At 71.1% G+C, this 23,031-nt stretch carries 21 protein-coding genes and 1 tRNA gene; 8 read left to right on the top strand and 14 right to left on the bottom strand.

Annotated features, from left to right (window positions below; all coding sequences use genetic code 11):
• Nucleotides 1-18 precede the first annotated feature (18 nt).
• From OG462_RS38935 to OG462_RS38925, 3 genes are read left to right on the top strand one after another with little or no spacing between them, the layout of a single operon-like run.
• Nucleotides 19-1,500, top strand: a complete 1,482-nt coding sequence (locus OG462_RS38935) for a cytochrome ubiquinol oxidase subunit I (RefSeq protein ID WP_406065336.1) — start codon at nt 19-21, stop codon at nt 1,498-1,500.
• Nucleotides 1,497-2,555 carry a cytochrome d ubiquinol oxidase subunit II gene (locus OG462_RS38930; RefSeq protein WP_406065334.1) on the top strand — a complete coding sequence of 353 codons (1,059 nt, stop codon included), beginning with the start codon at nt 1,497-1,499 and terminating at the stop codon, nt 2,553-2,555. The genes OG462_RS38935 and OG462_RS38930 overlap by 4 nt, the downstream gene beginning before the upstream one ends.
• Nucleotides 2,556-2,615: 60 nt before the next feature.
• Nucleotides 2,616-4,391, top strand: a complete 1,776-nt coding sequence (locus OG462_RS38925; protein WP_406065332.1) for a cation:proton antiporter — start codon at nt 2,616-2,618, stop codon at nt 4,389-4,391.
• Nucleotides 4,392-4,403: 12 nt separating this feature from the next.
• Here the strand turns inward: OG462_RS38925 and OG462_RS38920 are convergent, their stop codons facing one another.
• Nucleotides 4,404-6,254, bottom strand: a complete 1,851-nt coding sequence (locus tag OG462_RS38920; protein WP_406065330.1) for a glycoside hydrolase family 15 protein — start codon at nt 6,252-6,254, stop codon at nt 4,404-4,406.
• 254 nt (nt 6,255-6,508) lie between these two features.
• Between OG462_RS38920 and OG462_RS38915 the strand changes: the two genes are divergently transcribed.
• Entirely contained in the window at nt 6,509-7,807 is a 1,299-nt protein-coding gene (locus OG462_RS38915; protein WP_406065328.1) for a DUF2254 domain-containing protein, read from the top strand.
• A gap of 66 nt (nt 7,808-7,873) precedes the next feature.
• Here the strand turns inward: OG462_RS38915 and OG462_RS38910 are convergent.
• Together OG462_RS38910 and OG462_RS38905 are read right to left on the bottom strand one after the other, a co-directional pair.
• Nucleotides 7,874-7,947: transfer RNA gene (locus OG462_RS38910), tRNA-Met, on the bottom strand.
• A gap of 24 nt (nt 7,948-7,971) precedes the next feature.
• Nucleotides 7,972-8,613: a flavodoxin family protein gene (locus OG462_RS38905; protein WP_406065327.1), complete on the bottom strand. Its 642-nt coding sequence runs from the start codon at nt 8,611-8,613 to the stop codon at nt 7,972-7,974.
• 66 nt (nt 8,614-8,679) lie between these two features.
• On the opposite strand from OG462_RS38905, the gene OG462_RS38900 reads away from it, so the two are divergent.
• A complete protein-coding gene (locus OG462_RS38900) occupies nt 8,680-9,024 on the top strand; it encodes a MerR family transcriptional regulator (protein ID WP_406065325.1) in 345 nt (114 codons plus the stop codon).
• A 100-nt stretch (nt 9,025-9,124) separates the two neighbouring features.
• Entirely contained in the window at nt 9,125-10,507 is a 1,383-nt protein-coding gene (locus tag OG462_RS38895) for a glycoside hydrolase family 26 protein (RefSeq protein WP_406065323.1), read from the top strand.
• A gap of 35 nt (nt 10,508-10,542) precedes the next feature.
• Here the strand turns inward: OG462_RS38895 and OG462_RS38890 are convergent, their stop codons facing one another.
• The 11 genes from OG462_RS38890 to OG462_RS38840 are packed head-to-tail and all read right to left on the bottom strand — an operon-like array spanning nt 10,543 to nt 20,618.
• Nucleotides 10,543-11,568 (bottom strand): Rieske 2Fe-2S domain-containing protein, encoded by a 1,026-nt coding sequence (locus tag OG462_RS38890; RefSeq protein WP_406065321.1) that lies wholly within the window; start codon nt 11,566-11,568, stop codon nt 10,543-10,545.
• A 1-nt stretch (nt 11,569) separates the two neighbouring features.
• Complete coding sequence (locus tag OG462_RS38885; protein ID WP_406065319.1) at nt 11,570-11,794, bottom strand: recombinase-like helix-turn-helix domain-containing protein; 225 nt, start codon at nt 11,792-11,794, stop codon at nt 11,570-11,572.
• Between the two features lie 29 nt (nt 11,795-11,823).
• Complete coding sequence (locus OG462_RS38880) at nt 11,824-12,759, bottom strand: PDR/VanB family oxidoreductase (protein WP_406065317.1); 936 nt, start codon at nt 12,757-12,759, stop codon at nt 11,824-11,826.
• 44 nt (nt 12,760-12,803) lie between these two features.
• Nucleotides 12,804-14,438 carry a thiamine pyrophosphate-binding protein gene (locus OG462_RS38875; RefSeq protein ID WP_406065315.1) on the bottom strand — a complete coding sequence of 545 codons (1,635 nt, stop codon included), beginning with the start codon at nt 14,436-14,438 and terminating at the stop codon, nt 12,804-12,806.
• A 9-nt stretch (nt 14,439-14,447) separates the two neighbouring features.
• Nucleotides 14,448-15,236, bottom strand: coding sequence for an SDR family oxidoreductase (locus OG462_RS38870; RefSeq protein WP_406065314.1), 789 nt, complete (start codon nt 15,234-15,236; stop codon nt 14,448-14,450).
• 19 nt (nt 15,237-15,255) lie between these two features.
• The gene (locus tag OG462_RS38865) at nt 15,256-16,011 is read right to left on the bottom strand and encodes an SDR family oxidoreductase (RefSeq protein ID WP_406065313.1); all 756 of its coding nucleotides are present in this window, start codon (nt 16,009-16,011) and stop codon (nt 15,256-15,258) included.
• Nucleotides 16,004-16,525, bottom strand: coding sequence for a cupin domain-containing protein (locus tag OG462_RS38860; RefSeq protein WP_266972260.1), 522 nt, complete (start codon nt 16,523-16,525; stop codon nt 16,004-16,006). Before OG462_RS38860 ends, OG462_RS38865 begins: the two co-directional genes overlap by 8 nt.
• Nucleotides 16,526-16,537: 12 nt before the next feature.
• Entirely contained in the window at nt 16,538-17,356 is an 819-nt protein-coding gene (locus OG462_RS38855; RefSeq protein WP_406065312.1) for an alpha/beta fold hydrolase, read from the bottom strand.
• A complete protein-coding gene (locus tag OG462_RS38850) occupies nt 17,353-18,162 on the bottom strand; it encodes an aspartate dehydrogenase domain-containing protein (RefSeq protein WP_406065311.1) in 810 nt (269 codons plus the stop codon). Before OG462_RS38850 ends, OG462_RS38855 begins: the two co-directional genes overlap by 4 nt.
• The gene (locus OG462_RS38845) at nt 18,159-19,103 is read right to left on the bottom strand and encodes a VOC family protein (protein ID WP_406065309.1); all 945 of its coding nucleotides are present in this window, start codon (nt 19,101-19,103) and stop codon (nt 18,159-18,161) included. The genes OG462_RS38850 and OG462_RS38845 overlap by 4 nt, the downstream gene beginning before the upstream one ends.
• 30 nt (nt 19,104-19,133) lie before the next feature.
• Nucleotides 19,134-20,618, bottom strand: coding sequence for an aldehyde dehydrogenase (locus OG462_RS38840; RefSeq protein WP_406065307.1), 1,485 nt, complete (start codon nt 20,616-20,618; stop codon nt 19,134-19,136).
• Between the two features lie 291 nt (nt 20,619-20,909).
• On the opposite strand from OG462_RS38840, the gene OG462_RS38835 reads away from it, so the two are divergent.
• Nucleotides 20,910-22,274, top strand: a complete 1,365-nt coding sequence (locus tag OG462_RS38835) for an MFS transporter (protein WP_406065305.1) — start codon at nt 20,910-20,912, stop codon at nt 22,272-22,274.
• A 156-nt stretch (nt 22,275-22,430) separates the two neighbouring features.
• Nucleotides 22,431-22,970 carry a MarR family winged helix-turn-helix transcriptional regulator gene (locus tag OG462_RS38830; RefSeq protein ID WP_406065303.1) on the top strand — a complete coding sequence of 180 codons (540 nt, stop codon included), beginning with the start codon at nt 22,431-22,433 and terminating at the stop codon, nt 22,968-22,970.
• Nucleotides 22,971-23,031 lie beyond the last annotated feature (61 nt).

Below are 23,031 nucleotides of genomic sequence, written 5' to 3'. Positions count from 1 at the left end.
CGAACAGCTGAGGCTTGCATGTCCACCTCGCTCCACCTGCTGGCGGATGCCCCGGCCCAACTCCTGCCGGCCCGGGAACTCATGGCCTTCACCCTGGCGTCCCACATCATCCTGGTACCCCTCGGCGTCGCCTTTCCCTTCATCACCCTGGTCATGCACTACCGCGGGCTGCGCCGAAAGGACGCCACGGCGCTGCTCCTGGCACGGCGCTGGTCGGCCGTCATGGCGGTGCAGTTCGCGCTCGGCATCGTCACCGGCACGGTGCTGTCGTTCGAGTTCGGTCTGCTGTGGCCCGGCCTGATGGGACGGTGGGGTGATGTCTTCGGCATCGGATTCGGCGTCGAGGCCTGGGCCTTCTTCCTGGAGGCCGTGCTCATCGCCATCTACCTCTACGGATGGCGGCGGCTGAAGCCGCGGACGCATTTTCTCCTCGGGCTGCCCCTGCCGTTCGCCGCACTGCTCGGAGCGTTCGGCATCCTGGCAGCCAACTCCTGGATGAACACGCCACAGGGCTTCTCGCTCGACTCCGGGGGCGATCCGGTCGACGTGAACGTCTGGAAGACGATCTTCACACCGATGTTCGGACCGCAGTACTGGCACTTCGTCGTGGCGATGGTTCTCACCGCGGGCTTCATGGTGGCCGGGGTCTATGCCGTCGGCTGGCTGCGCGGCCGCCGGGACCACTACCACCGGCTCGGCTTCGCCGTTCCCTTCACCATCGCCGCTGTCGCCACCCCGGTCCAGTTCGTCCTCGGCGACTCCATCGCCCGGTCGGTGTTCCACAAGCAGCCGGTGAAGTTCGCCGCGATGGAGATCGTCTGGAAGACCGACACCCGGGTGCCGGAGTACCTCTTCGGGCGCCTGAACGAGGACGGCACCGTCTCGGGCGGCATCAAGATCCCGTTGCTCGACTCGGTGCTCGCCGGGTTCAGTCCGAACACCGAGGTGGTGGGACTGACCTCCGTCCCGGCGGACCAGCGCCCCACCGCGACACAGGCGACCATCGCCCACTGGGCCTTCGACATCATGGTCCTGATCGGATCCGTGCTGGTGCTGCTCGCTCTCTGGTACGGGTTCGTCTGGTTGCGGCACCGCCGACTGCCCGCCTCGGCGTGGTTCTACCGCTCGGCGGCCTGTGCGGGCGTGGCCTCCGTGGTGGCCGTCGAGTGCGGCTGGATCGCCACCGAGGTGGGGCGCCAGCCCTGGATCGTGTACCAGAACATGCGGGTCGCCGAGGCGGTGACGTCGACCCGCTCCACCACCCTCTGGATCATGCTCGGTGTGGTGATGGTGGTGTACGTGTTCCTCTTCGGCTCGTTCCTCGTCGTCCTGCTGAAGATGCGTACGCGGTGGCGCCTCGCCGACCTGCAGCAGGCCGCGGCAGGTACGGGCCATTCACCGGAGGACGACCTCCCCTACGGGCCGCGAGCTCCCCTTCCCGTGGGAGACGCGCCCCCCGCCGGAGACGGAGCCGGCCGGCCCGGGGGTGACCGCTTGTGACCGCCGACCTCATCGCCGTGGTACTGCTCCTGGCCGTGACCGCGTACGCCTGCGCCGGTGGCACGGACTACGGGGCCGGCTTCTGGGACCTGACGGCCGGAGGGACGGAACGCGGTCGGCGCCCCCGGTGGCTCATCGACCACGCCATGGCTCCGGTGTGGGAGGTCAACAACGTCTGGCTGATCTTCGTTCTCATCGTCATGTGGACCGGCTTCCCCGTCCTGTTCCAGACCGTGTTCTCCGCGATGTGGCTCCCACTGGCCCTGGCCGTCGTGGGCATGGTCCTGCGGGGTGCCGGATTCGCGTTCCGCAAGCCCTCCCGACGGCTCGCAGGCCGGCGCCTGTACGGCGCCGTGTTCGCCGTGGCCTCGCTCGTCACACCGTTCTTCCTCGGTGCCGCCGTCGGCGGGATCGCGTCGGAACGCGTGGCTCCCGGCACCGAGGCCTCGGCCGACGTCTGGACCAGCCCCACCTCCCTCGTGTTCGGGCTCGTCGCCGTCGCGACCACGGCCTTCCTCGGCGCGGTGTTCCTGACCGGGGACGCCCGCAGGTTCGACGCGCCCGATCTGGTCGGCTACTTCAGGCGGCGGGCGCTGTGCAGTCTCGCCGTACTCACCGTCCTCGCGGTGGTCACCGGGTTCGTCACCCACGAGGACGCCCCCTACGTGTGGCACGGACTCACCCACGGCCTGGGGTTGCTCTTCGTCGTCGTGGCCGGAGCGGCCGCCGTCGCCACCATGGTGATGCTCCTGCGGCCTCCGGGCACCTGGATGCGTGTCACGGCGATCGGCGTCGTCGCGTCGGCCGTCGTCGCCTGGGGCATGGCCCAGCGCCCCTATCTGCTCCCCACCTCGCTGACCGTCGCCGACGCCGCCGGCGCGCCCGCCACCCTGACGTGGCTGGCGATCGTGACCCTGGTGGCCCTGGTGCTCGTCGTGCCGGCCGTCGTCCTCCTCTACTGGCTGGACGCCCACGGCGAGCTGGAGGAGCTCACCGACGCCGAGCTGCGAAGAGAGAGCGGCACCACAGGTGACGGTGCGGCACCCGACCACTGATCGCCCGTTCGCATGCGTCCTGGACGCCCTCACGCCCCGATTCCGAGGAAGGAAGCCGCTGTGACCGACGACGAGATCCTTCTCGGACTCGCCTTGACGGTGGTGCTCGCCACCGGATCGCAGATCCTGGCGAGCAAGCTGCGCGTCCCCGCCCTGATCATCCTGCTTCCCGTCGGGTTCGCGGCAGGCGCGATCACCGACGTCATCCACCCGGACAGACTGCTGGGGCCGGACTTCTCCGCCATGGTGTCGCTGGCCGTCGCGGTGATCCTCTACGACGCCGGTCTGGGACTGGACGTGCGCAAGCTCGCCCACCACACCCGGGGGATCGTGGGCAGGCTGCTCGTGTACGGCGTGCTGCTCACCTTCCTCGTCACCGGGACGGTGGCGCCGGCGATGTTCGACATGCCGCTGCGCGTGGCCGCGATGCTCGGCATGATCCTCGTCGTCTCGGGGCCCACGGTCGTGGGGCCGATCCTCGACTTCGTACGGCCCAGCGACAAGGTGCGGCGCATCCTGATCTGGGAAGGGACGCTGACCGACCCGATCGGCGCCATCCTCGGCGCCCTCACCTTCCACGCGGTCGCCTCGACACACCGGATCGACATCGGTCGGGGCTACCAGTTGGGGCAGTTCGCCCTCAGCCTCGCCGTCGGTCTTGCAGGTGGGGTCGTGGGAACCGCTCTGCTGTGGTTCACCCTGCGCACCCTGCGACTCGGCGAGACCCTGGGAACACTGGCACAGCTCGCCATCGTGATCGGCGTATCGGCGGGCTGTGACGTCGTGCGGGACGACACGGGACTCATCGCCGCGATCGTGGCCGGCCTCGCCGTCTCCAACATCCGCGGCTTCGACATGCCCGCGCGCCGGCCCTTCCTGGAGACTCTGGTCCAGCTGATCATCGGACTGTTGTTCATCTCCATCTCCTCCACCGTCACCCCGGCGTCCCTGGTGCCGGTGCTCCTCCCCGCGCTCGGACTGATCGCGATCCTCGTCCTGGTGGTCCGGCCGATCGTGGCCTTCGGCGCCGCGGCGCGCACGGATCTCTCACGCGGCGAGCGTGCCTTCGTCGGATGGATGGACCCACGCGGCATCGTCGCGGCGGCGACGGCGTCGGCCTTCTCCGCCGGCCTGGTGCAACGGGGGGTCCCCGGGGCCGCGCAGATCCTTCCCGTCACCTTCCTGGTGATCGTGGGAACCGTTCTGCTGTACGCGCTGACGGCGGCGCCGGTGGCCAGACGGCTGGGCGTCGTCAGGAAGGAGGGCACGCGTGTCCTCCTGGTGGGTGGCGAGCCGTGGGTGGTCGACCTGGGCAGGGCCCTGCGGTCCGCCGGCCTCGACGTGCTGATGTGGGCGGGACTCGACGAGGAACGGGAGGAGATCAAGGGGGCGGGTCTGGAGCTGGCGAAGGGCGATCTGCTGGCCACGGCCATCAACCCCGGGGCCCGTCTGGAGGGCGTGACGGCCGTCTTCCTGGCCACCGACGACGACGACTTCAACGCGCTCGCCTCGATCGTGATGCAGGACAACGTCGAGGGTCCCGTCTACCGGGTGGGGCCACCGCACGACAGCCACGGCGTGGTCGCTCCGTACACCGGCGGCGACATCCTCTTCGGCCGTTCCCTGGTCCGGCACGTCCTCGCGGAGCGCTACGGACGGGGCGCCCGGTTCACGGTGCAACCGGCCGCCGCCCCGCTGCCGCCGGAGTACGACACGCTCTTCGTGGTACGGGCCGACCACCGGCTGGACCCCGTCACAGAGAGACGGACGACCGTGCCAGAGGACGGTGACACCGTCGTCCTCCTCGGGCCCGCGACCACCACCGCATCACGCTGAGACTCCGGCGGCCTACGGTCCGGCGCGCCGCGTGTCCTGGAGCATCGAGTCCAGGGTGATCGCGGCGTCGATCAGTGCCAGATGGGTGAAGGCCTGGGGGAAGTTGCCCAACTGCCGTCCCGTCAGGTCGATCTCCTCGGAGTACAGCCCCAGATGGTTGGCGTACGTGAGCATCTTCTCCAGCACCAGCCTGGCCATGTCGGTCCGTCCGGCCCGGGCCAGGGCGTCGACGTACATGAACGTGCACAGGGAGAAGGTTCCCTCGGAGCCGCGCAGCCCGTCGGGGGACGCCTCGGGGTTGTAGCGGTAGACGAGGCTGTCGCTGACCAGCTCACGCTCCATCGCGTCCAGGGTGGACTTCCACATCGGGTCGTCGGGCGTGATGAAGCCGACCGTCGGCATGCGCAGCAACGACGAGTCGAGCACGTCGTCGCCGTAGTGCTGCACGAAGGCCTGCTTTCCCGGGTCCCAGCCGCGGTCGTACACCTGTGCATAGATCTCGTCCCGCGCGTCGACCCAGCCTCCTCCGGCGGCGGGACGGCCGTCGTCATAGGCGATCCGCAGGGCGCGGTCGAAGGCCACCCAGGACATCACGCGACCGTAGGTGAAGTCCTTCCGTCCCCCGCGCGTCTCCCAGAGCCCTTCGCCGGGCTGGTCCCAGTGGTCGACCAACCAGTCGAGCAGGGTGTGCAGGGCCTTCCAGCCACTGTGGTCGAGATGCATGCCGTGCTCGTGCGCGAAGTAGATGCTGTCGAGCGCCTCGCCGTAGATGTCCAGCTGGAGCTGGCTCGCCGCTCCGTTGCCGATGCGGACCGGGGCGGAGCCGCGGTATCCCTCCCAGTGGCCGAGGGTCTCCTCGACCAGGTCGGCGGAGCCGTCGACCCGGTACATGATGTTCAGCGGCCCGGAACCGTTCTCCTGGCCGGCCTCCTGCTTCACCCGGGCGTGCAGCCAGTTGATGAACGCGGACGCCTCTTCCTTGAATCCCATGCCCAGCAGGGCGTAGACCGAGAAAGAGGCGTCACGGATCCAGGTGAACCGGTAGTCCCAGTTGCGCTCCCCGCCCAGTTGCTCGGGGAGCCCCGCCGTGGGCGCGGCGACCAGGGCGCCGGTCGGCGCGTAGGTCATGAGCTTCAGCGTCACGGCCGAACGTTCCACCGCCTCCCGCCAGCGGCCGGAGTAGGTGGACTGCCCCAGCCAGGAGCGCCAGAAGCGGACCGTCTCGTCGAAGAGGCGCTCGAACTCCTCCAGCCGGACCTCGTGCGGAGGCCCGCCGGGGGCGGATTCCATGACCAGGCCGCGCTGCTGCCCCGCCCGCAGACCCAAGGAGAAGCGCAGGTCGTCGTTGTCGCCCGGGAGGATGCTCAGCAGCCGCTCGTCCTGCGGCTCACGGACGGCGTGGACGGCCAGGTCCAGGACCTCCGAGGTGAACACCGCTCCGTGCTCGGTTATGTGGAGTTCGTGCGGCTTGCGGCCGTAGTCGAAGCGTGGGGCGATCTCCCCTTCGAACGTCATGCTGCCGCGCACGCAGCGGAGCATGCGGACGAGACGGTGCCGGTCCGTCGCGGTGGTTCCGGTCACCGGCATGAAGTCCACGACCTCCCCCGCCCCGGCCTCCGTCATGAACCGCGTCACCAGAACGGCCGTGTCCGGGTGGTAGAGCTGTTTGGTCGTGTACGTGTCCGCAACCGGCCGCACGGTGAAGTGGCCGCCCTTGCGCCGGTCGAGCAGAGAGCCGAAGACGCTGGGCGAATCGAACCGGGGGCAACAGAACCAGTCGATCGTCGCATCGGTCGTCACGAGCGCCGCGGTCTGCAGATCACCGATCAGACCGTGGTCCTCGATCAGGGGATAGTCCTCCATCGCGGGCCCCTTTCAGCCCGGTCGACCGCATCCGGAGCACCTGCGCGCCGGGGTGAGGTGGACCGGACGGCACCCGATCAGCTTAGGCCGACGGGGTCGCTCCGTCCTGGCGAGACGGTGACGCGGGGTGACGGCGCCGCTGCGCGCGGGGCGGGGAATCGCCCTACCGTGAGGTGGAGGGGAGCCCTTCGAGGGAGCCCACCGTTTCGGCGTGCCTCTCGGGCACCTGACTCCTCCCACGAAGGGGGCGTGGAATGGGTGTCATGACGTCCTGGGCGGACAGGTTCAGGTTGCGGCAGTACGTCAAGGCCAGCCTGTGGATCGTGCCGATGATCGGTCTCGTCCTCGGCGCCCTGCTCGCCGAGGCCGCCCTCGCGGCCGACAGCGCGGACTGGCCGCCGAGCGGCTGGCACTACTCCGCCACGACCGCGAGCGGCGTGCTCACCGCCATCGTGGGCGCGATGGTGGCGCTGCTCGGGTTCGTCGTCACCATCGGCGTGCTGGTGGTGCAGCAGGCCACGGGAACCCTCTCCCCCAGGTACATGCGCCTGTGGTACCGGGACCGGCTGCAGAAAGCGGTCCTGGCGACCTTCACCGGAACGTTCGCCTTCGCCTTCTCCCTGCTGCGGAGCGTCGAATCCGCGTCGGTCCCCGACCTCGGGGTCACCCTGGCCGGCGCGGCGGTGGCCGTCAGTCTGGTTCTCCTGCTCATCTACCTCAACCGGTTCACCCACAGCCTCCGACCGGTGGCCGTCGCGGAGCTGGTCGCCCGCATGGGAGAGACCGTCTTCACCGAGGGCGCCGCGGCGATCCGGGGCGCCGCGCCCCGCGGAGACGGAGCTGTACCGTCCGACGGCCCGGTGATGCGCATCCGTGCCGTGCGCGGCGGAGCCATTCAGGCCTTCGACGTGCGCGGTCTGGTCGCGGAGGCGGCCCGCCACGACTGCGTCTTCGTCGTGACCCGGCTGATCGGGGACTTCGTACCGCCCGGCACCGTGCTGGTGGAGGTCCATGGGGGCACGTCCAGACCCGCCCCGGAGCGGGTGACCGGTTTCGTCGCCCTCGGGGCCGAGCGCACGATCGAACAGGATCCCGCCTTCGCGCTGAGAGTCCTGGTCGACGTCGCGATCAGGGCCCTCTCTCCCGCGGTGAACGACCCGACGACCGCGGTGCAGGTCATCAACTACATCGAGTGGTTCCTGCACACGGTCGGCAGCATTCGTCTCCCCGGACGTTACGTCCTGGCCGATCGCGACGGGGACGCCCGGCTCGTGCTCCCGGGCCGGGACTGGGACAACTACCTCGAGCTCGCCGTATGCGAGATCCGTGACTACGGAAGTTCGTCCGTGCAGATCTGCCGGAGGCTCCGGGCCATGCTCGACGGCCTGCTCGACGCCCTGCCACCACCGCAGCACTCCGCCGTGCGCACGCAGCTGCTCCTCCTGCAGGAGTCGGTCGAGCGGGAATTCACCGACCCGGCCCGCCGGGCCATCGCGGAGGAGGCCGACCACCAGGGCATCGGCGGGAAGTACTCCTCCCACCCCCTTGAATGAGGGCGCCCGCCAGTGAGGCACGCATGAGGCCCGGATCCACAGGATCCGGGCCTCATGTCACTTCAGTAGCGGGGACAGGATTTGAACCTGCGACCTCTGGGTTATGAGCCCAGCGAGCTACCGAGCTGCTCCACCCCGCGTCGGTAGCCCCAACACTACGCTACTCACGACACCCCCATGACCAGTCGCTCCGCGTGCACCTTGTGCTCCTCCTGCGGGAACACCGCGAGCGGGGTCTCCCCCTCGAAGTACGTCTTCGCCCGGGCCAGCGCCCGCTCGTCGCCGCGCACCTGACCCGGCCGGGAACCGTTGCCGAGCAGGACCCCGCCGAAGCGCATCCGCAGGTACGCCGCCGTGTTGTTGAGGGTGGTGACCATGCCGTCGGCGACGGCCTCGTCCTCCTCCGCCATGGCCGTCACCGCCCACAGCGTCCGTCCCGCCATCCGCTTCTTGAAGTCCAGGCCGGGAACGCCGAGCCAGCCCGACCAGTAGTCGAGGTAGCGCTTGGTGTGGGCGGAGAGGGTGTACCAGTACAGCGGTGAGGCGATCACGATGTCGGTGGCCTCCAGGGTGGCCTCCCGCAGTGTCCGCTCGGCCTCCGAGACCGGCCAGTCGCCGTCCTCGTGGCGTCCGTCCTGGAAGTCAGGCAGCGGCAGCCCGTTCAGGTCGATCCACCGCTGCGGGATGTCGGCGGGCAACGCCTCGGCGGCGGCCCTGGCGAGTATCCCGGTGTTGCCGTCGGCGCGCGAGCTGCCCAGCACGAACAGGAAAGATCGGTCCGCGGGACGCGGGGAATGATTGGTCATGGCTCGACGCTAACGGTTGACACTGATGTCAAGGTCAATCCCTGACGGGCGGAAGGCGGGGCACGCATGCTGATCGGGGAGTTGTCCCGACGCACCGGGGTGAGTGCCCGGCTGCTGCGCTACTACGAGGCGCAGGGGCTGTTGGAGGCCGAGCGCGGCCCGAACGGCTATCGCGCGTACGACGAGGACGCGGTGGCCACCGTCCGCAAGGTGCGGGCCCTCCTGGCCGGCGGGCTGTCCACCGAGGTGATCCGGGTCGTCCTGCCCTGCACCGGAGAGGACGGGACGGCGTTCGACTGGTGCGCCGACATCCGGGATCTGATGCACCGTGAACTGGCGGCCACGGACGCCCGTATCGACGATCTCCGCCGCCGTCGCACCACCCTCGCCGGCTACCTGGAAGGTTCGTGACCTCAGGTCGGGTCGAGCAGGTCGACGCGCCCCGCCTCCGGCGACGGCCGCTGGATAGCATCGGTGACTCGACGCTTCTTCTGTCCTGGAGGACCTGGTCATGCGCAGGCGTACGTTCGTCACCGCTCTCGGCGCCGCAGTCGCGGCCGGCGGCCTGCCGGTCGTCACCGCGGGGAGCGCCGCCGCCGCGCCGCTCATCACGCCCACGCTGACGGGCCGGGACCCGGCCGCCTCGCTCAACGCCCGTGCGGTGTACGCGCATCTGGTGAAGCTGGAGAACAACGCGCGCTCCGGGAACCACCCGATGACGGTGATAGGCCAGCACATCGAGGGCCAGCAGGAGCTGTACAACGCCTCCTACGGTGACACGGGCGGCACCACACACGTCGGCTACTACTACAAGAAGGCCCGGGACATCACCGGCAAGCTCCCCGGCTTCCTCGAGATCGACCTCGGGCCGGGGTACGGCGCGGCCGACGGCTGGGGGGCGTACGAGGACCGCTCGTACAACCGGCCGCTCGGGCTGCCGACCGGCCGACGGCAGTGGCAGTACGTGGACGACGTCGTCGACGTGGCGACGGGTGTGTGGAAGGGGCTGCCGCGCGCGGCGGACGGCACGTACAACCCGTCGGGTGTCATGGTCCGCTCCGACGGCGGGAGCGGGACCCTCGCGAACGGCGGGGCGGCGGCGGGGATCGTAGGGCTGAGCTTCCACCAGCCCTACCCCGGCTCGCCGTTGAAGGACTGGAGCCGGGTGCTGACCCAGGTCCGGGGCGAGCACCCCGGCGGCAGCACGGGCAATCCGGTCGCGACCCTCACGACCGACCAGGCGTGGTTCGACCGGGTCGTCGACTGGGAGTCGAACACCCCCGAGTACCGGGCCCTCCTGGCGGACCTCGGCTTCCTCGCCGCCTCGTTGTCGTACTTCGCCGCGTACGACATTCCCGTCCTGCTGCGGCCGTACCACGAGATGAACGGCGGCTGGTTCTGGTGGGGAGGCAGGACCCCCGCCAGTTACAGGAAGCTGTGGCGGATCACGTACGACTACCTCGTGAAGACGAAGGGCCTGCACAACCTGATCTTCGTCTGGTCGCCGAACGCCTGGCACCCGCAGGGCGATGACGTGCCGTGGAACCACTACCCCGGGGCCGATGTCGTCGACGTCGTCGGCGTCGACGACTACGACCCCGGTTCCGCCGCCTCGGACCTCACGCACACGTACTACACGGGGCTCGTCGACTACGCGAAGCCACGGATGCTCGCGGAGACGTGGAACGTGCCGATCACGGCCTCGGGCCGCAACGCGCTGGTCCGCAGCCCGTGGGTGATCTGGAACATCTGGGGCTCCGGCACGACCAGGACGGACATCAACAGCAACGCCGACGTGAAGGCGACGTACTACGCCGCCGATCAGGTCCACACGGGCGGTGCGGGGAGCGGGCTCGGCCAGAACTTCGACTGGGGGTCGCTCCACGCGCACTGAACGACCGACAGACCCTCGGTCCCGCCGGACGGCGCTCACCTTCCGGCGGGGCCCGCCGACGACTGTGCCTCGGCCTCCGCGCGGTACAGGCGGCGGAGCCGTACCACTCCCAGGTCGTGCTGGTACAGGTTCTCCCGCTGGTCGGCATCGGCGGGCATGGCCTCCAGCATCACGCGGTCCTGCTCCAGGACCTCCCAGTGCCGCTTCTCGATCAGCGTCTTGTACAGGAAGCGCCAGGAGGCGCGCTGCCAGTCCTCGACCCGGCGGTAGCGCCAGAAGAAGACACCGGAGCGCCGCTCGTCGACGGGGCAGACCATGCCCACGATCCCGAAGGGTCCGCCCGGGCCGGCGGACGGCGGGTACGGGATGGACAGATCGACCCAGTCGACGCCGGTGCGGCACAGCTCGACCCAGTCGAAGTTGACGCCCCGCTGGTCGGTCTTCTCGAAGAAGTAGCCGCGGTCGGTCTCCCGGATGCGGAACTTGGCGGTCGTGTCACCGGCGAACATGGTGTGCGACTCGTGGTGGAGGAAGGCGCCGTGCATGGGGTCGAGCAGGTTCTCCACGGCGTACCGCCAGGGCACGTCCCACTCGGCGTAGCAGAGGAACGCGTCGGTCGCGGGGTCCGTCAGCGGTTCGGGCAGGGTCAGTTCGGCCGGCTCGGGGTGTTCCTCGTCGCCGAACCAGGCGAGGACCGCACCGCCGACCTCGCGTACGGGCAGCGAGGTGACCAGCTTCCTGCCCTCCAGGTTGCAGCCGGGCAGGCCGGGCACGGAGGTGACCGTGCCGTCGGCGCCGACCTCGACGCCGTGGTACCAGCAGGCGACCCGGTCGCCGAGGTGCTTGCCGAGCGACAGGGGCGCTCCGCGGTGCGGGCAGCGGTCGGCGAGCATGGACAGGGCTCCGTCGGAGCGCCGGAAGAGCAGCCAGTGCTCGCCGAGCGCGGTCACCTTCCGCATGGCGCCGGGGGCGACGAAGTGCGAGGGGACGACGGGGTGCCACTGGTTGCGCAGTCCGGTGGCGTAGATGCGGTCCGCGGTGGCGGTGGACGACAGCGTCATGTCAGGCTCCCAGGCGGTTCATCTCGGCGCGGAAGGACTCCTCGGTCCAGGGCGCGCCGTCAGCGGTGTGCACCTTGCGGGCGTTGAGTCCACGCACCACGTCGGTCAGTTCGTGGCCCTCGTGGGTGAAGACCTCTTCGAGGGTGGCGGCGAGCCTGTACTCGTACGGGGTGGGCTCGTGCGTACGGGACTGGTGGACGTCCAGGTAGGGCCAGGTGTCGGTCACGGTGTCTCCTGAGAAGGCGGGGGAAGGGGTCACAGGTCGAGGACGAGCCGGCCGGAGGCGCACCGCGAGACGCAGATCATCATGGTGGCGCCGGCGGTCTGCTCCGCCTCGCTGAGCAGGAAGTCGCGGTGGTCGGGCGTGCCGTCGAGCACTCCGGTCTCGCAGGATCCGCAGATGCCTTCGCGGCAGGAGCTGTCGACACCGATCCCGGCGTTCTCGGCGGCGTCGAGGATCGAGGTGTTCGCATCGACCCGGAGCGTCAGGCCCGAGGTGCGGCACTCGACCTCGAACTCCTCGTCGTCTCCGGCGCGTTCCACGGTGGGGGCGGTGAACCGCTCCAGTCGCAGTCGGCCCTCCGGGCAGCGTGCCTCCACGGCCGCGAGGAGGGGTTCGGGGCCGCACACGTAGACGAGGGCGCCGTCGGGCAGCCGGGTCAGCTCCGTGTCCAGGTCGATGTGACCCAGCTCGTCCTGCGGGACGAGCGTCACATCGCCGTCGAGCAGGGCGAGTTCGGTGGTGAAGGCCATGGACGCGCGGCTGCGGCCGCCGTAGACCATGCGCCACTCGGCGCCCCGGCGGGCGGCCTCGCGGGCCATGGCGAGCAGGGGTGTGATCCCGATCCCGCCGGCGACGAGGACGTACGAGGGGGCGTCCTCCAGGGCGAAGTGGTTGCGCGGTGCGGAGACCGTGACGGACTGGCCGGGGCGCAGTGCGGTGTGTACGAAGCGCGAACCGCCGCGCGAGGACGGTTCGTCGAGGACTCCGATCCGGTACGCGCCCTGGTCGTGCGGGTCTCCGCACAGGCTGTACTGGCGGATCCGGCCCCCGACGTGGACGTCGATGTGGGCGCCTGGCGTCCAGGCGGGCAGGGGTTTGCCGTCGGGGTGGGTGAGCTCGACGGACAGTACTCCCTCGGCCTCCCATGTCATGCGGTGGACGATCAGTTGCAGCGGGTTCTCGCTCATGGCCTGGTGCCTCCTTACCGGCGATCGGGCAGTACGGGACCGGATTACCGGCCGGGGATCCTCACGGGCGGGGTGAACGGGTTCTTCATCGGGCCCAGCGCCACGAGGTCGACCTCGACGAGCGTCGGCCCGTCCGAGGCGACGGCCTCGCCGATGACCGGCGCCGCGTGTTCCCCGGCGGCGATCCGCAGGTACGGCAGGCCGCAGGCGCGGGCGAGGAGTTCGAAGTCGGGGGTGACCAGGTCGACGCCGGAGCGGCGCTCGCTGTGGCGGTCCTGCATGTTGCGCAGCACGCCGTATCCCCCGTCGTTGAAGACGATCAGGGTGAGCCGGGGCCGCTCCTGGGCGAGGGTGAGCAGTTCGCCCAGGTGGACGGCGAGTCCGCCGTCGCCGGCGAGGACGACGGTGGGCGTGTCGGGCCGTCCGAGCGCCGCGCCGATCCCCATGCCTAGGCCCTGGCCGATGCCGCCGCCGCGCGGGAAGACGTTGTCCCTCGGGTCGTACATGTCGAGGAGGCGGTTGCCCCAGCTGCTGGAGGGGATGGTCACGTCGCGGGCGACGACCGCCTCGCGCGGCAGGGCGGCGCGGATGGCGTCGCAGATCGCGGCCTGCGGTCCGATGTTGTCGTGCAGTGTCGCCCGCACCTCGGCGCGGACGGCACGGACACGCTCGCGCCAGCCGTCCTCGGCGGGGGCGGCGTGCCGGGTCAGGGCCGTGAGGGTGGGTGCGGCGTCGCCGTGGAGGGGGTGCGCGACCGGGTAGACCCGGCCGAGTGCCGCCGCGTCGAGGTCGATCTGGATGTGTGCCGGAGGAAGTTCGAGCGTGTAGTCGGCGGTCTCGTTGGAGCGGAAGTGGGTGCCGAGGGTGACGAGCACGTCGGCGTCGGCGAGCAGGGCCCGGGCGGCGGGGGTGGTGGCGAAGTTGCCGATGACCTGCTCGTGGTCCTCGGGCACCGTGCCGCGCCCGGAGTTGGAGGTGAGCAGTCCCGCTCCGGTCGCTTCGAGGAGCCGGGCGAGTTCGTCACGGGCTCCCGTCGCGCCACCGCCGGCCCAGACGAGCGGGCGGCGGGCGGAGGCCAGGAGCGCGCCGGCGGCGGCCAGTTCACCGTCCGTGGGGGCGGGCGCCGCGGGGAACTCCGGGACGACGGGGCCGTCGGTCTGGGGCGCGTACTGGAGGTCGATGGGCCACTCCACGCTCGCCGGTCCGCCGGTTCCGCCCGGTCCGCCGAGCGCGGCCCGCGCCGCCTCGCGCAGGATGCGGCCCGCCCGTCCGGTGTCCGGCACGGTCGCCGCGTGGGCCGACACGGCGGTGAGCATCCCGAGCTGGTCCTTGGTCTCGTGGATGAACCCCCGTCCACTGCCGAGGAATTCGCTCTCGATCTGACCGGTGACGTGCAGGACGGAGCTGCCGGCGCTCAGTGACTCGATCAGCGATCCGGCGGCGTTGCCGGCGCCGGTTCCGGTGGAGGTCAGGGCGCAGCCGAGGGAGCCGCGGGCCCGTCCGTAGGCGTCGGCGGCGTTCACCGCGGACGCCTCGTGCCGCACGGGAACGAATCGGAGTTCCCGGTCGACGGCCTCGACGAGCGGCAGGTTGTGCACGCTGACGATGCCGAAGACGGTGTCGATGCCCAGTTCTCGCAGGACGGCGACGAGGAGATCGCCTCCGTTGTCGTAACGCATGGTGTCTCCTCAGAGGATGGAGCGGCCGACGCCGCCGCAGACGTCGATGCTGGTGCCGGTGATGTACGAGGCGCGGGGGGAGAGCAGGGTGACGACCGCGTACGCGACCTCCTCGGCCCGGCCGAGCCGACCGAGTGCGACGCCCCGGTCGGCGGCCAGTTCCGCCTGCCAGTCCTCGTAGCTCGTGCCGGTCGCGGCCGCGGCGTGGCGGCGGGTCCACTGGCCGGTGTCGATGAGGCCCAGGCACACGGAGTTGACCCGGATGCCGTCGCCGGCGAGTTCGGCCGACAGGGATTTGGAGAGGTTGAGGATGCCGGCGCGGGCGGCGCTGGTGGTGATGAGACGGGGCTCGGGCTGCTTGGCGAGGACCGCGTTGATGTTGACGATGCTCGCCGCTCCGGAGCGGGCGAGGAACGGGCGCGCGGCGCGCAGGGGGTTCAGTACCCCGGCGAACTTGAGCTCCAGTTCGTCGCGCCAGTCCTCGGCCGTCGAGTCGTCGAGCCCCTTCATGCGGGACTGTCCGGCGTTGTTGACGAGTCCGTCGACGCCGCCGAAGGCTTCGGCGGCGCCGCGTACGAAGCGGTCCACGGCGTCGGTGTCCCGGACGTCGCAGACGCCGGTGAGCAGGCGGTCGCGTCCGGCGCCGAGCCGGGCGGCCGCCTTGGCGAGGCGGTCGGCGTCGCGGCCGCAGGTGGCGACACGGGCGCCCTCGTCGAGCAGGGCGCGGACCGTGGCCAGGCCGACGCCCGAGCTGCCGCCGGTGACCACGATGGTGCGGTCGGCGAGGCCCAGATCCATAACGGGTTTCCCTTGCGTGTCAGTTCATGGTGAAGCCGCCGTTGACGGCGATCACCTGTCCGGTCAGATAGCGGGACTCCTCGCCGAGCAGGTAGGAGACGATCCCGGTGAGGTCGTCGGGCTGCTGCGGCCGGGAGACGGCCCGGTTCACGCGGTAGAGGTCGTGCCGCTCGGCGGGCACGGTCTCGGTCGCCTCGCCCTCGGTGAGCCCGGGCGCGACCGCGTTGACGGTGATCCCCTTGTCGCCGAGTTCGCGCGCCATGGCCCGGGTGAGGGCGATGACGGCTCCCTTGGAGGCGATGTAGTGGGCGAGGCGCGGGGAGCCGTAGAGGGCGGCGTCCGAGGCGATGTTGACGATCCGGCCCGGCGCCGCGAGGAGCGGGTACAGGGCCTTGGAGACCAGCCAGGGGCCGCGGGCGTTGACCGTCATCAGCCGGTCCCACACCTCGATGTCGATGTCCTGGAACTCCTTGCCGCCCACGCCGTTGGCGAGCGCCGCGTTGTTGACCAGGCCGTACAGCGGGCCGATCTCGCGCACTGCGGCCGCCAGCGCGGCCACCGAGTCCGGGTCGGCGACGTCGCAGCGTACGAAGCGGGCGTCGATGCCCTCCGCGCGCAGTTCCGCGGCCGCGTGTTCGCCCCGCCCCCGCTCCAGTTCGGCGACGACGACGCGGAAGCCGTCCTCGCCCGCCCGGCGGGCCATGGCCAGTCCCAGGCCACGGCCCGCTCCGGTGACGACGACGGTGCGTGCGTCGGCCGGGGGCAGGTCAGCCACGGGTGACGCCGTGCATCGGCGAGTACTCGGGGTACGTCGGCACCTGCGGCTTCTGCGTGCCGATGACGACGCAGAACAGGGCGTCGGTGTCCCCCTCGTTCTTCAGGGAACGGGTCACACCGGCCGGGACGACGATCATGTCGCGGTAGCCGAGGGTCCGGTACTCGACCTCGTCGGGGCCTCGGTGGATGCCGACCTTGACCTCGCCCTCCAGGACGAAGAAGGCCTCTTCGACGTCGTGGTGGGTGTGGGCCGGGCCCTCGGCGCCGGGCGGCAGCAGCATGTTGGAGAAGGTGAAGCCGCCGGACGGGATGATGCGGCTGTCGCCCTCGTGGTTGCCGGTGGCGCCGGAGCCGACGTAGCGGATCTGGCCGCGGCGGTACTGCGGGCCGGCCTTCTCCTGGAAGGAGAGGGTGTCGAAGTCGGCCACCCGGGAGGCCTTGGTGGCGATGAGGGAGTCGGTGTACGCGGCGAGGTCGTCGCCGTTGTCGTACGCGGTGGTGGTCAGAGGCATGGGAGACAGCTCCTATTCGGGGATGCGTGCGGTGATGCGGAGGTGGGAGAGGACCCAGGCGTTGAAGCGTCCGGGCTGCTCCTGGTTGGCCAGGTGACCGGCGTCCTTGACGATCACGAAGGCGGTCTTGTGGAGGGCCCCGGCGACGGCCTGGCTGCCCTCGATGCCGGTGACCCGGTCCTGGTCGCCGCAGAGGACGAGCGAGGGCGCGGCGACCGAGGGCAGTTCGGCGCGGAGGTCGGCCGAGGCCATGGACTCGGCGGCGTACCCGTACCCCGGGAGCCGCACCGAGCCCGCCATGGTGTCGACGATCCGCCGGACCAGTCCGGCCGGGGCGCCGGGTGACACCAGGCGTGGTCCGCGGGCCTCGGCGAAGGCGCGCGGGCCGAGTTCGGCGAGCTCGGTGGCGCGGGCCCGCATGCCCGCCGCCTTCGCCTCCTCCGTACCCGAGCCGGGGCTGGAGTCGGCGACGATCACCGAGGCGACGAGATCCGGGTGGCGGGCGGCGAGCCGCAGGGCGATCACACCGCCCCAGGAGACGCCGAGCACATGGGCGCTGCCGCCGCGCTCCCGGATCAGTCCGGCCGCCGTGTCCACGAAGTCGTCGAGGGTGAGGGGGACTTCGGGGTCGGGCGACCGGGCGTAGCCGGGTGCGTCCCAGGCGACGACCCGTGCGTACGGGGAGAGTTCGGCGAGCTGGGGGGCGAAGGCGGCCGACGAGGAGCCGATGCCGTGGAGGCAGAGGAGCAGCGGGCCGTGGTCACCGGCCTCCTCGACGTGGACCCGCACGCCGGTGGGGGCGGGGCCGATGACGTCGGTCGGGGCGCTCACAGGATCTGGCCCGTCCGTCCGGCGAGCGCGGCGAGGCCGCGCAGGACCGCGTACGGCACCACCTGGCTGGTCGCCGGGTTGCCCGGGTCGGGCAGGTGCGCGACCTCGAAGCGGTACGCCCCGTGCGCGCCGGACGCCTCGATCAGATGGCGCGTGTGGTGCGCCTCGGGGTCGGCGACGACCCGGACCCGCACAGCGTCCAGGTCGCCGACGGCCAGCGCGACCGAGGCGGCCACGTTCGTCGACTTGGGGAACTTCGCCGGTACCTCGCGGGCGGTGCCGGCCATGACCTCGACGGGGCCGGTCGCCGTCCGCATCCGGGCGATCAACTCCTCGTCCATCCACGGCTGTTCGAGGGTCGAGGGCAGTTTGGTGGTGGTCAGGCGGACCTCGTCGAGCGGGCCGAGCGAGCGGGCCGCCTGGAGCAGGTCGAGTCCGCCGACGGCGCCACCGGTGAAGTACACCCGGCCCGGTCCCGCCGCGAGCAGCCGCTTGGCCAGCTCCTCGTCGGTCATCGCCCCGCTGGAGGCGATGAGCAGATCGGTCCCGGAGGCGAGCACGCGCTCGCCCCACTCCCGTACGACGCCCTGGCCGGCGGCCTCCACGATCAGGTCGCAGAGTTCCAGCGCCTCCTCGAAGGGGACCTGGGGGGCGGGGGCCGCGTCACCGAGCGGACGGTTGTCGACGACGCACACCAGTTCGGCGCCGTCCACCCGGCCGTCGGCGAGCGCGGTGCCGACGATCCGGCCGATCGCACCCCAGCCGACGACGCCGACCTTGCGTACGGTGCTCCTCGCGGTGCTCATGCGGTGACCTCCTGGGCGTCGACGGGGGCGAGCGGGCCGGGGTCCGGCGTGCCCGCCATGTGGCAGCGGATCTCCTTCGACGGCGGGCCCGCCGTCCCCCACAGGTCGGACAGGTCCGGCACGCGCCGCCACACGCGGGCGATCCATGTGTCCTCGACGATCTGGGCGACCTCGGAGGTGTACTCGCAGACCAGTCCGGAGGGGTCGGTGAAGTAGGAGAAGGTGTTGTTCCCCGGACCGTGGCGGCCGGGTCCCCACTGGGGGGTGATGCCGTGGTGGCGGAGCCGGCCGAGGCCGCGCATGAAGTGGTCGACGGAGCTCATCTCGTACGCCACGTGGTTGAGCGAGGTCCATTCGGCCTGGTTGAAGGCGATGCAGTGGTGGTCGGCGTTGCAGCGCAGGAAGGCCATCTGGTGCTCGGACCAGTCGGAGACGCGCAGTCCGAGCACCTCGCGGTAGAAGGCGACGGCGGCGTCGATGTCGACGGTGTTGAGCACGGCGTGGGTGACCCCGACGGGCACGGCGCCGTCCCGTCCGCGCGGGACGACCGCCTCGACGTGGGCGCTGATCTCGACGAGGCGCCCTTCGGGGTCGGTGAACCGCAGCCCGTATCCGCCGCCCGCCTGGTCGAGCGGTCCCGGGCCGAAGACGGGAACGATGCCCCGTGCTCCGAGGCGCCGGGCGGCCTCGTCGACCTCGGCGGGGGTGGCGACGGCGAAGGCGAGCCGGCCGAGGCCGACGCGCTCGCGTTCGGTCAGGTGCAGGACGTGGTGCTCGTCGCCGGTGCCGCGCAGCCAGCGCGCGCCGCTGTCGGACTCGACGGTCTCCAGCCCCCAGACCTCCTCGTAGAAGTCGGCGGCCTCGGTGAAGGCGGGCGTGTGCAGCTCGACGTACCGCAGCGAGCGGAGCCGGGCGATCGGACCGGGCGGTGACGGTTGCATGAGTGTCTCCAGACGGGCGGGCATGCCGGGTCAGTTGGCCCAGGGAAGGGGGGCGTCGGAGGTGCCCCAGTACAGGGACTTCTGTCGCTGGTAGGCGCGGATCGCGTCCCGGCCCTTCTCCGTGCCGAGGCCGCTGTCCTTCCATCCGCTGAACGGGGTGGCGGCGCTGAACTGCTTGTACGTGTTGATCCAGACGGTGCCGGCCTCGATCCGGCGGGCGATCCGCCAGGCGGCGCGCAGGTCACGGGTCCAGATGCCGCAGGCGAGCCCGTAGACGGAGTCGTTGGCCTGGCTGACGAGGTCGTCCTCGTCGTCGTAGGGCAGGGCGACGAGGACCGGGCCGAAGATCTCCTCCCGGCAGGTGCGGGAGGTGTTGGTCAGGCCGTCGAGGACGGTCGGGAGGTAGTAGGCGCCGTCCTGGTACCGCTCCCCCGTGGGCGCCGCCCCGCCGCACAGCACGCGCGCACCTTCGGAGCGGGCGAGGTCGACGTAGGCGGCGACGGAGTCGCGGTGGCGGTGGTGCACCAGGGGGCCGACCTGTGTGGCCGGGTCGGTGCCGGGGCCGACGCGCAGCTTGCGGACCCGCTCGACGAGCTCGCCGACGAAGGTGTCGTAGATCTCGCGTGCCACGAAGAGCCGCGAGCCGGCGATGCAGGACTGGCCGCTCGACGAGAAGATCCCGAACAGTACGCCGGCCAGGGCCTGTTCGATGTCGGCGTCGGCGCGCACGATCGTCGGCGACTTGCCGCCGAGCTCCAGCGAGGCGGGGACGAGCTTCTCGCCGGCGAGGGCGGCGATCGACCTGCCCGTCTCGGTGCCCCCGGTGAATCCGATCCGGGCGACGAGGGGGTGGCGCACGAGGGCGTCGCCGACGATCCTCCCGCTGCCGGGCAGTACCGAAAGGAGGGCGGTGGGCAGGCCGAACTCGTCGAGTGCCCGGGTGATCAGCCGCCCGAGGGCGAGGGACACCAGCGGGGTCCAGGCGGCGGGCTTGAGGAGGACGGCGTTGCCGGCGGCGAGCGCGGGGGCGATCTTCTGCGCGTCGCTGGCGACCGGGGAGTTCCAGGGGTTGATCGCGCCGACCACGCCGATCGGCTCGTGGACACTCATGGTGACGTACGGGCCGCGGGACGGCGTGACCGTGTCCTCGGCCGTCTCCAGGGCGGCCGCCATGTACCGGAAGGTGCCCGCCGCGCTGAGCGCGAGGGCCCGGGTCTCGGTGAGGGTCTTGCCGGTGTCGGCGGTCTGCACGGCGGCGAGCTCGGGCGCGGCCTCCTCGGTCAGCTCGGCGATCCGGTGCAGGAGCCGGGCGCGCTCGTGGGCGAGCAGGTCCCGCCAGGCGGGGTCCGCCACCGCCCGCGCCGCGGCTTCGGCCGCTTCGGCGACCTCGGCGGCGGAGGCGGAGTGGACGGTGGCGAGGACGTGTCCGGTCGCCGGGTCGACGGTGTCGACGGGCTCGCCCGCACCGCGTCGCCACTGGCCCGCGATCAGGATGTCGGTGGGAAGGAGCGGCACGGGTGGACCTCCGGGCGGGGGCGGAAGGGGAGTTGGCTCCGGGCACGGACGGAGTCCGGCGCGATCCCGAGACCGGAATCGTCGAAGCACTAGAAATCTAAGCGCTTAACTATTTCTCGACAAGCCCCCGAGTCGAGATCGTTGCCGAATCGGCCTTGAGCACGGTCTTCACGGGGCCGATGATGGCTACCGGGCCCGCGAGACAGAGATCTCTAGGCGCTTAACCATTGACCGCTTAGATAAGGCCCCCTACTGTCTCGGCAACTCCCCTGCCCGCGGAAGGACCCCTCCATGACGACTGTGGCCGGAAGGCAAGGCCTCGGCTCCGTAGCCGCGCGACTTGAACGGCTTCCCCACTCCCGGTGGCACGTCAAAGTCCGGTTCCTGATCGGCGCCGTGACCTTCTTCGAGGCGTTCGACCAGCTGCTTGCCGCGTCCGCACTACCCGTCCTGATGAAGGAGTGGCGCCTCACCACCGGACAGGCCACCCTCGCCGTGACCGCCGCCTCCATCGGGATGCTGCTCGGCGCCCTGGCGGCCGGCTGGCTCGGCGACCGGATCGGCCGCGTCCGCACCGTCGCCCTGGGGGTCGGCATCACGGGCCTCGCCAGCCTCGCCGTCGCGTTCTCCGGCAGCATCGAGACGTTTTCGCTCTTCCGGTTCGTCCAGGGCCTCGGCATCGGCGGAGTCGTACCCGTCGCCGCCACGTACATCAACGAGATCGCCCGTTCCGACAAGCGCGGCCGGTTCGTCCTGCTGTACGAGATGATCTTCCCGGCCGGTCTCGCGGCGGCCACGCTGGTGGCCGTGTGGGTGGTCCCCCACTTCGGCTGGCGCGCGATGTTCGTCCTCGGCACGGTCCCGGTGCTGCTCGCCGCCGCGCTCCCCCGCCAGGTCGCCGAGTCCCCGCGCTGGCTCCTGTCCCGAGGACGTGTCCGGGAGGCGGAGGAGGTCATCGCACGCATCGAGGCGGAGGTCGCCCGCTCCACCTCCGAGGCGCTGCCCGCCCCCGCCGCGGACCTGGCCGACGAGCCGCCCGGCGGCCGCCTGAGCGACCTGTTCCGGGGACGCTACCTCCGGCGGACCGTGGTCGTGTCGGGTCTGTGGTTCGTCGCCTACTACGTCAACCACGGCATCTCCACCTGGCTGCCCTCGCTCTACACGAAGACCTTCGGCCTGGACCTGACCACTGCTCTCGTCTACAGCCTGCTCAGCAACGTGACCGGCCTGCTCGGCACGTTCGTCGTCGCCCTCCTGATCGACCGCATCGGCCGCAGGCCCGCGCTGGTGGGCGCGCTCGTCGGCACCGTGCTCTCGCTCGGCGTGCTCGCCCTGGCCGGCGCGACCTCGGGCGGCCAGGTGGCCGTCTTCGCCTCCTGTACGACCTTCTTCCTCTACGCGATCAACGCGGGGCTCTACCTGTACTCCCCCGAGCTCTACCCCACGTCCAACCGGGCCAGGGGCGCCGCGTTCGGCGGTGTGTGGAACCGGCTGGGCGTCATCCTCGGCCCCGTCACCGTCGGCGCGATCATCGGCGCGGGCGGCAGCCTGGCCCTCGTCTTCGCACAGCTCGCCGTGGTGGCGGCCGTGGGCGCCGCGATCGCCTGCTTCGCCGTCGAGACCAAGGGCAGGACGCTGGAGGAGCTCAACGCCTGAGACGGCCGGTAGGGAGCGGGTGCCCGAGACGGAGCGGGCGCCCGGCACAGAGAGCGGGCGCCCTGCGCAGAGCGGGCGCCCGCGCATTTTCACCTCAGGACTAAGATTCTCAGTGCTGTGAGAAGTCGGGGGACGACGCAGGACGAGGGGAAGAGCATGGCTGTATCGAGGCCGTCGGACCGTGACGCCGTCGCGCGCGTGATCGAGGACTGGGCGCGGGAGAGGCCCGAGCTGGACACCAGCCCGCTGGAGGTCCTCGCCCGCCTCCACCGCTCCTACCTGCGCTACAACACCCGGCTCACCACTTCCATCGAGCGCCACGGCCTGTCCGTGGCCGGCTTCGACGTCCTCACCGCGCTGCGGCGCGCGGGGCACCCCCACCGGCTGACCGCGGGGCAGCTCGCCGACTCGGGCCTCGTGTCGTCGGCGGGGGTCACGCTGCGGATCGACCGCCTGGAGAAGGACGGCCTCATCGTCCGGGAACGGGACGACGACGATCGCCGGGTCGTCTACTCCCGCCTCACCGAGAAGGGCCTCGCGACGGTGGACGTGGTGTTCGCCGAGCACCTCGACAACGAGCAGCGGATGCTCGGCGGACTGTCGCCCTCCGAACGCCGCCAGCTCGCGCGACTGCTGCGCAAGCTGGAGGTGTCGATCGTCTCCTCCGACGAGGAGCCGACCGACATCACCGCGTAGACCGACATCACCGCACAGGAGGACGGGAACGCTCAGGATCTTCCCGATCGGCTCGCGCGCC

This window comes from Streptomyces sp. NBC_01077 (genome assembly GCF_045162855.1).
Taxonomy (GTDB): Bacteria; Actinomycetota; Actinomycetes; order Streptomycetales; family Streptomycetaceae; genus Streptomyces.
This window is presented reverse-complemented; position numbering and strand designations above follow the sequence as displayed.

Bases quoted from the DNA above. Each gene is read 5' to 3' on its own strand.
- OG462_RS38875 (WP_406065315.1), bottom strand. From the start codon at position 14,438: ATGCGTTACGACAACGGAGGCGATCTCCTCGTCGCCGTCCTGCGAGAA.
- OG462_RS38920 (WP_406065330.1), bottom strand. From the start codon at position 6,254: ATGGAGGACTATCCCCTGATCGAGGACCACGGTCTGATCGGTGATCTG.
- OG462_RS38900 (WP_406065325.1), top strand. From the start codon at position 8,680: ATGCTGATCGGGGAGTTGTCCCGACGCACCGGGGTGAGTGCCCGGCTG.
- OG462_RS38895 (WP_406065323.1), top strand. From the start codon at position 9,125: ATGCGCAGGCGTACGTTCGTCACCGCTCTCGGCGCCGCAGTCGCGGCC.
- OG462_RS38935 (WP_406065336.1), top strand. From the start codon at position 19: ATGTCCACCTCGCTCCACCTGCTGGCGGATGCCCCGGCCCAACTCCTG.
- OG462_RS38870 (WP_406065314.1), bottom strand. From the start codon at position 15,236: ATGGATCTGGGCCTCGCCGACCGCACCATCGTGGTCACCGGCGGCAGC.
- OG462_RS38830 (WP_406065303.1), top strand. From the start codon at position 22,431: ATGGCTGTATCGAGGCCGTCGGACCGTGACGCCGTCGCGCGCGTGATC.
- OG462_RS38850 (WP_406065311.1), bottom strand. From the start codon at position 18,162: ATGAGCACCGCGAGGAGCACCGTACGCAAGGTCGGCGTCGTCGGCTGG.
- OG462_RS38915 (WP_406065328.1), top strand. From the start codon at position 6,509: ATGGGTGTCATGACGTCCTGGGCGGACAGGTTCAGGTTGCGGCAGTAC.
- OG462_RS38860 (WP_266972260.1), bottom strand. From the start codon at position 16,525: ATGCCTCTGACCACCACCGCGTACGACAACGGCGACGACCTCGCCGCG.
- OG462_RS38845 (WP_406065309.1), bottom strand. From the start codon at position 19,103: ATGCAACCGTCACCGCCCGGTCCGATCGCCCGGCTCCGCTCGCTGCGG.
- OG462_RS38905 (WP_406065327.1), bottom strand. From the start codon at position 8,613: ATGACCAATCATTCCCCGCGTCCCGCGGACCGATCTTTCCTGTTCGTG.
- OG462_RS38890 (WP_406065321.1), bottom strand. From the start codon at position 11,568: ATGACGCTGTCGTCCACCGCCACCGCGGACCGCATCTACGCCACCGGA.
- OG462_RS38835 (WP_406065305.1), top strand. From the start codon at position 20,910: ATGACGACTGTGGCCGGAAGGCAAGGCCTCGGCTCCGTAGCCGCGCGA.
- OG462_RS38880 (WP_406065317.1), bottom strand. From the start codon at position 12,759: ATGAGCGAGAACCCGCTGCAACTGATCGTCCACCGCATGACATGGGAG.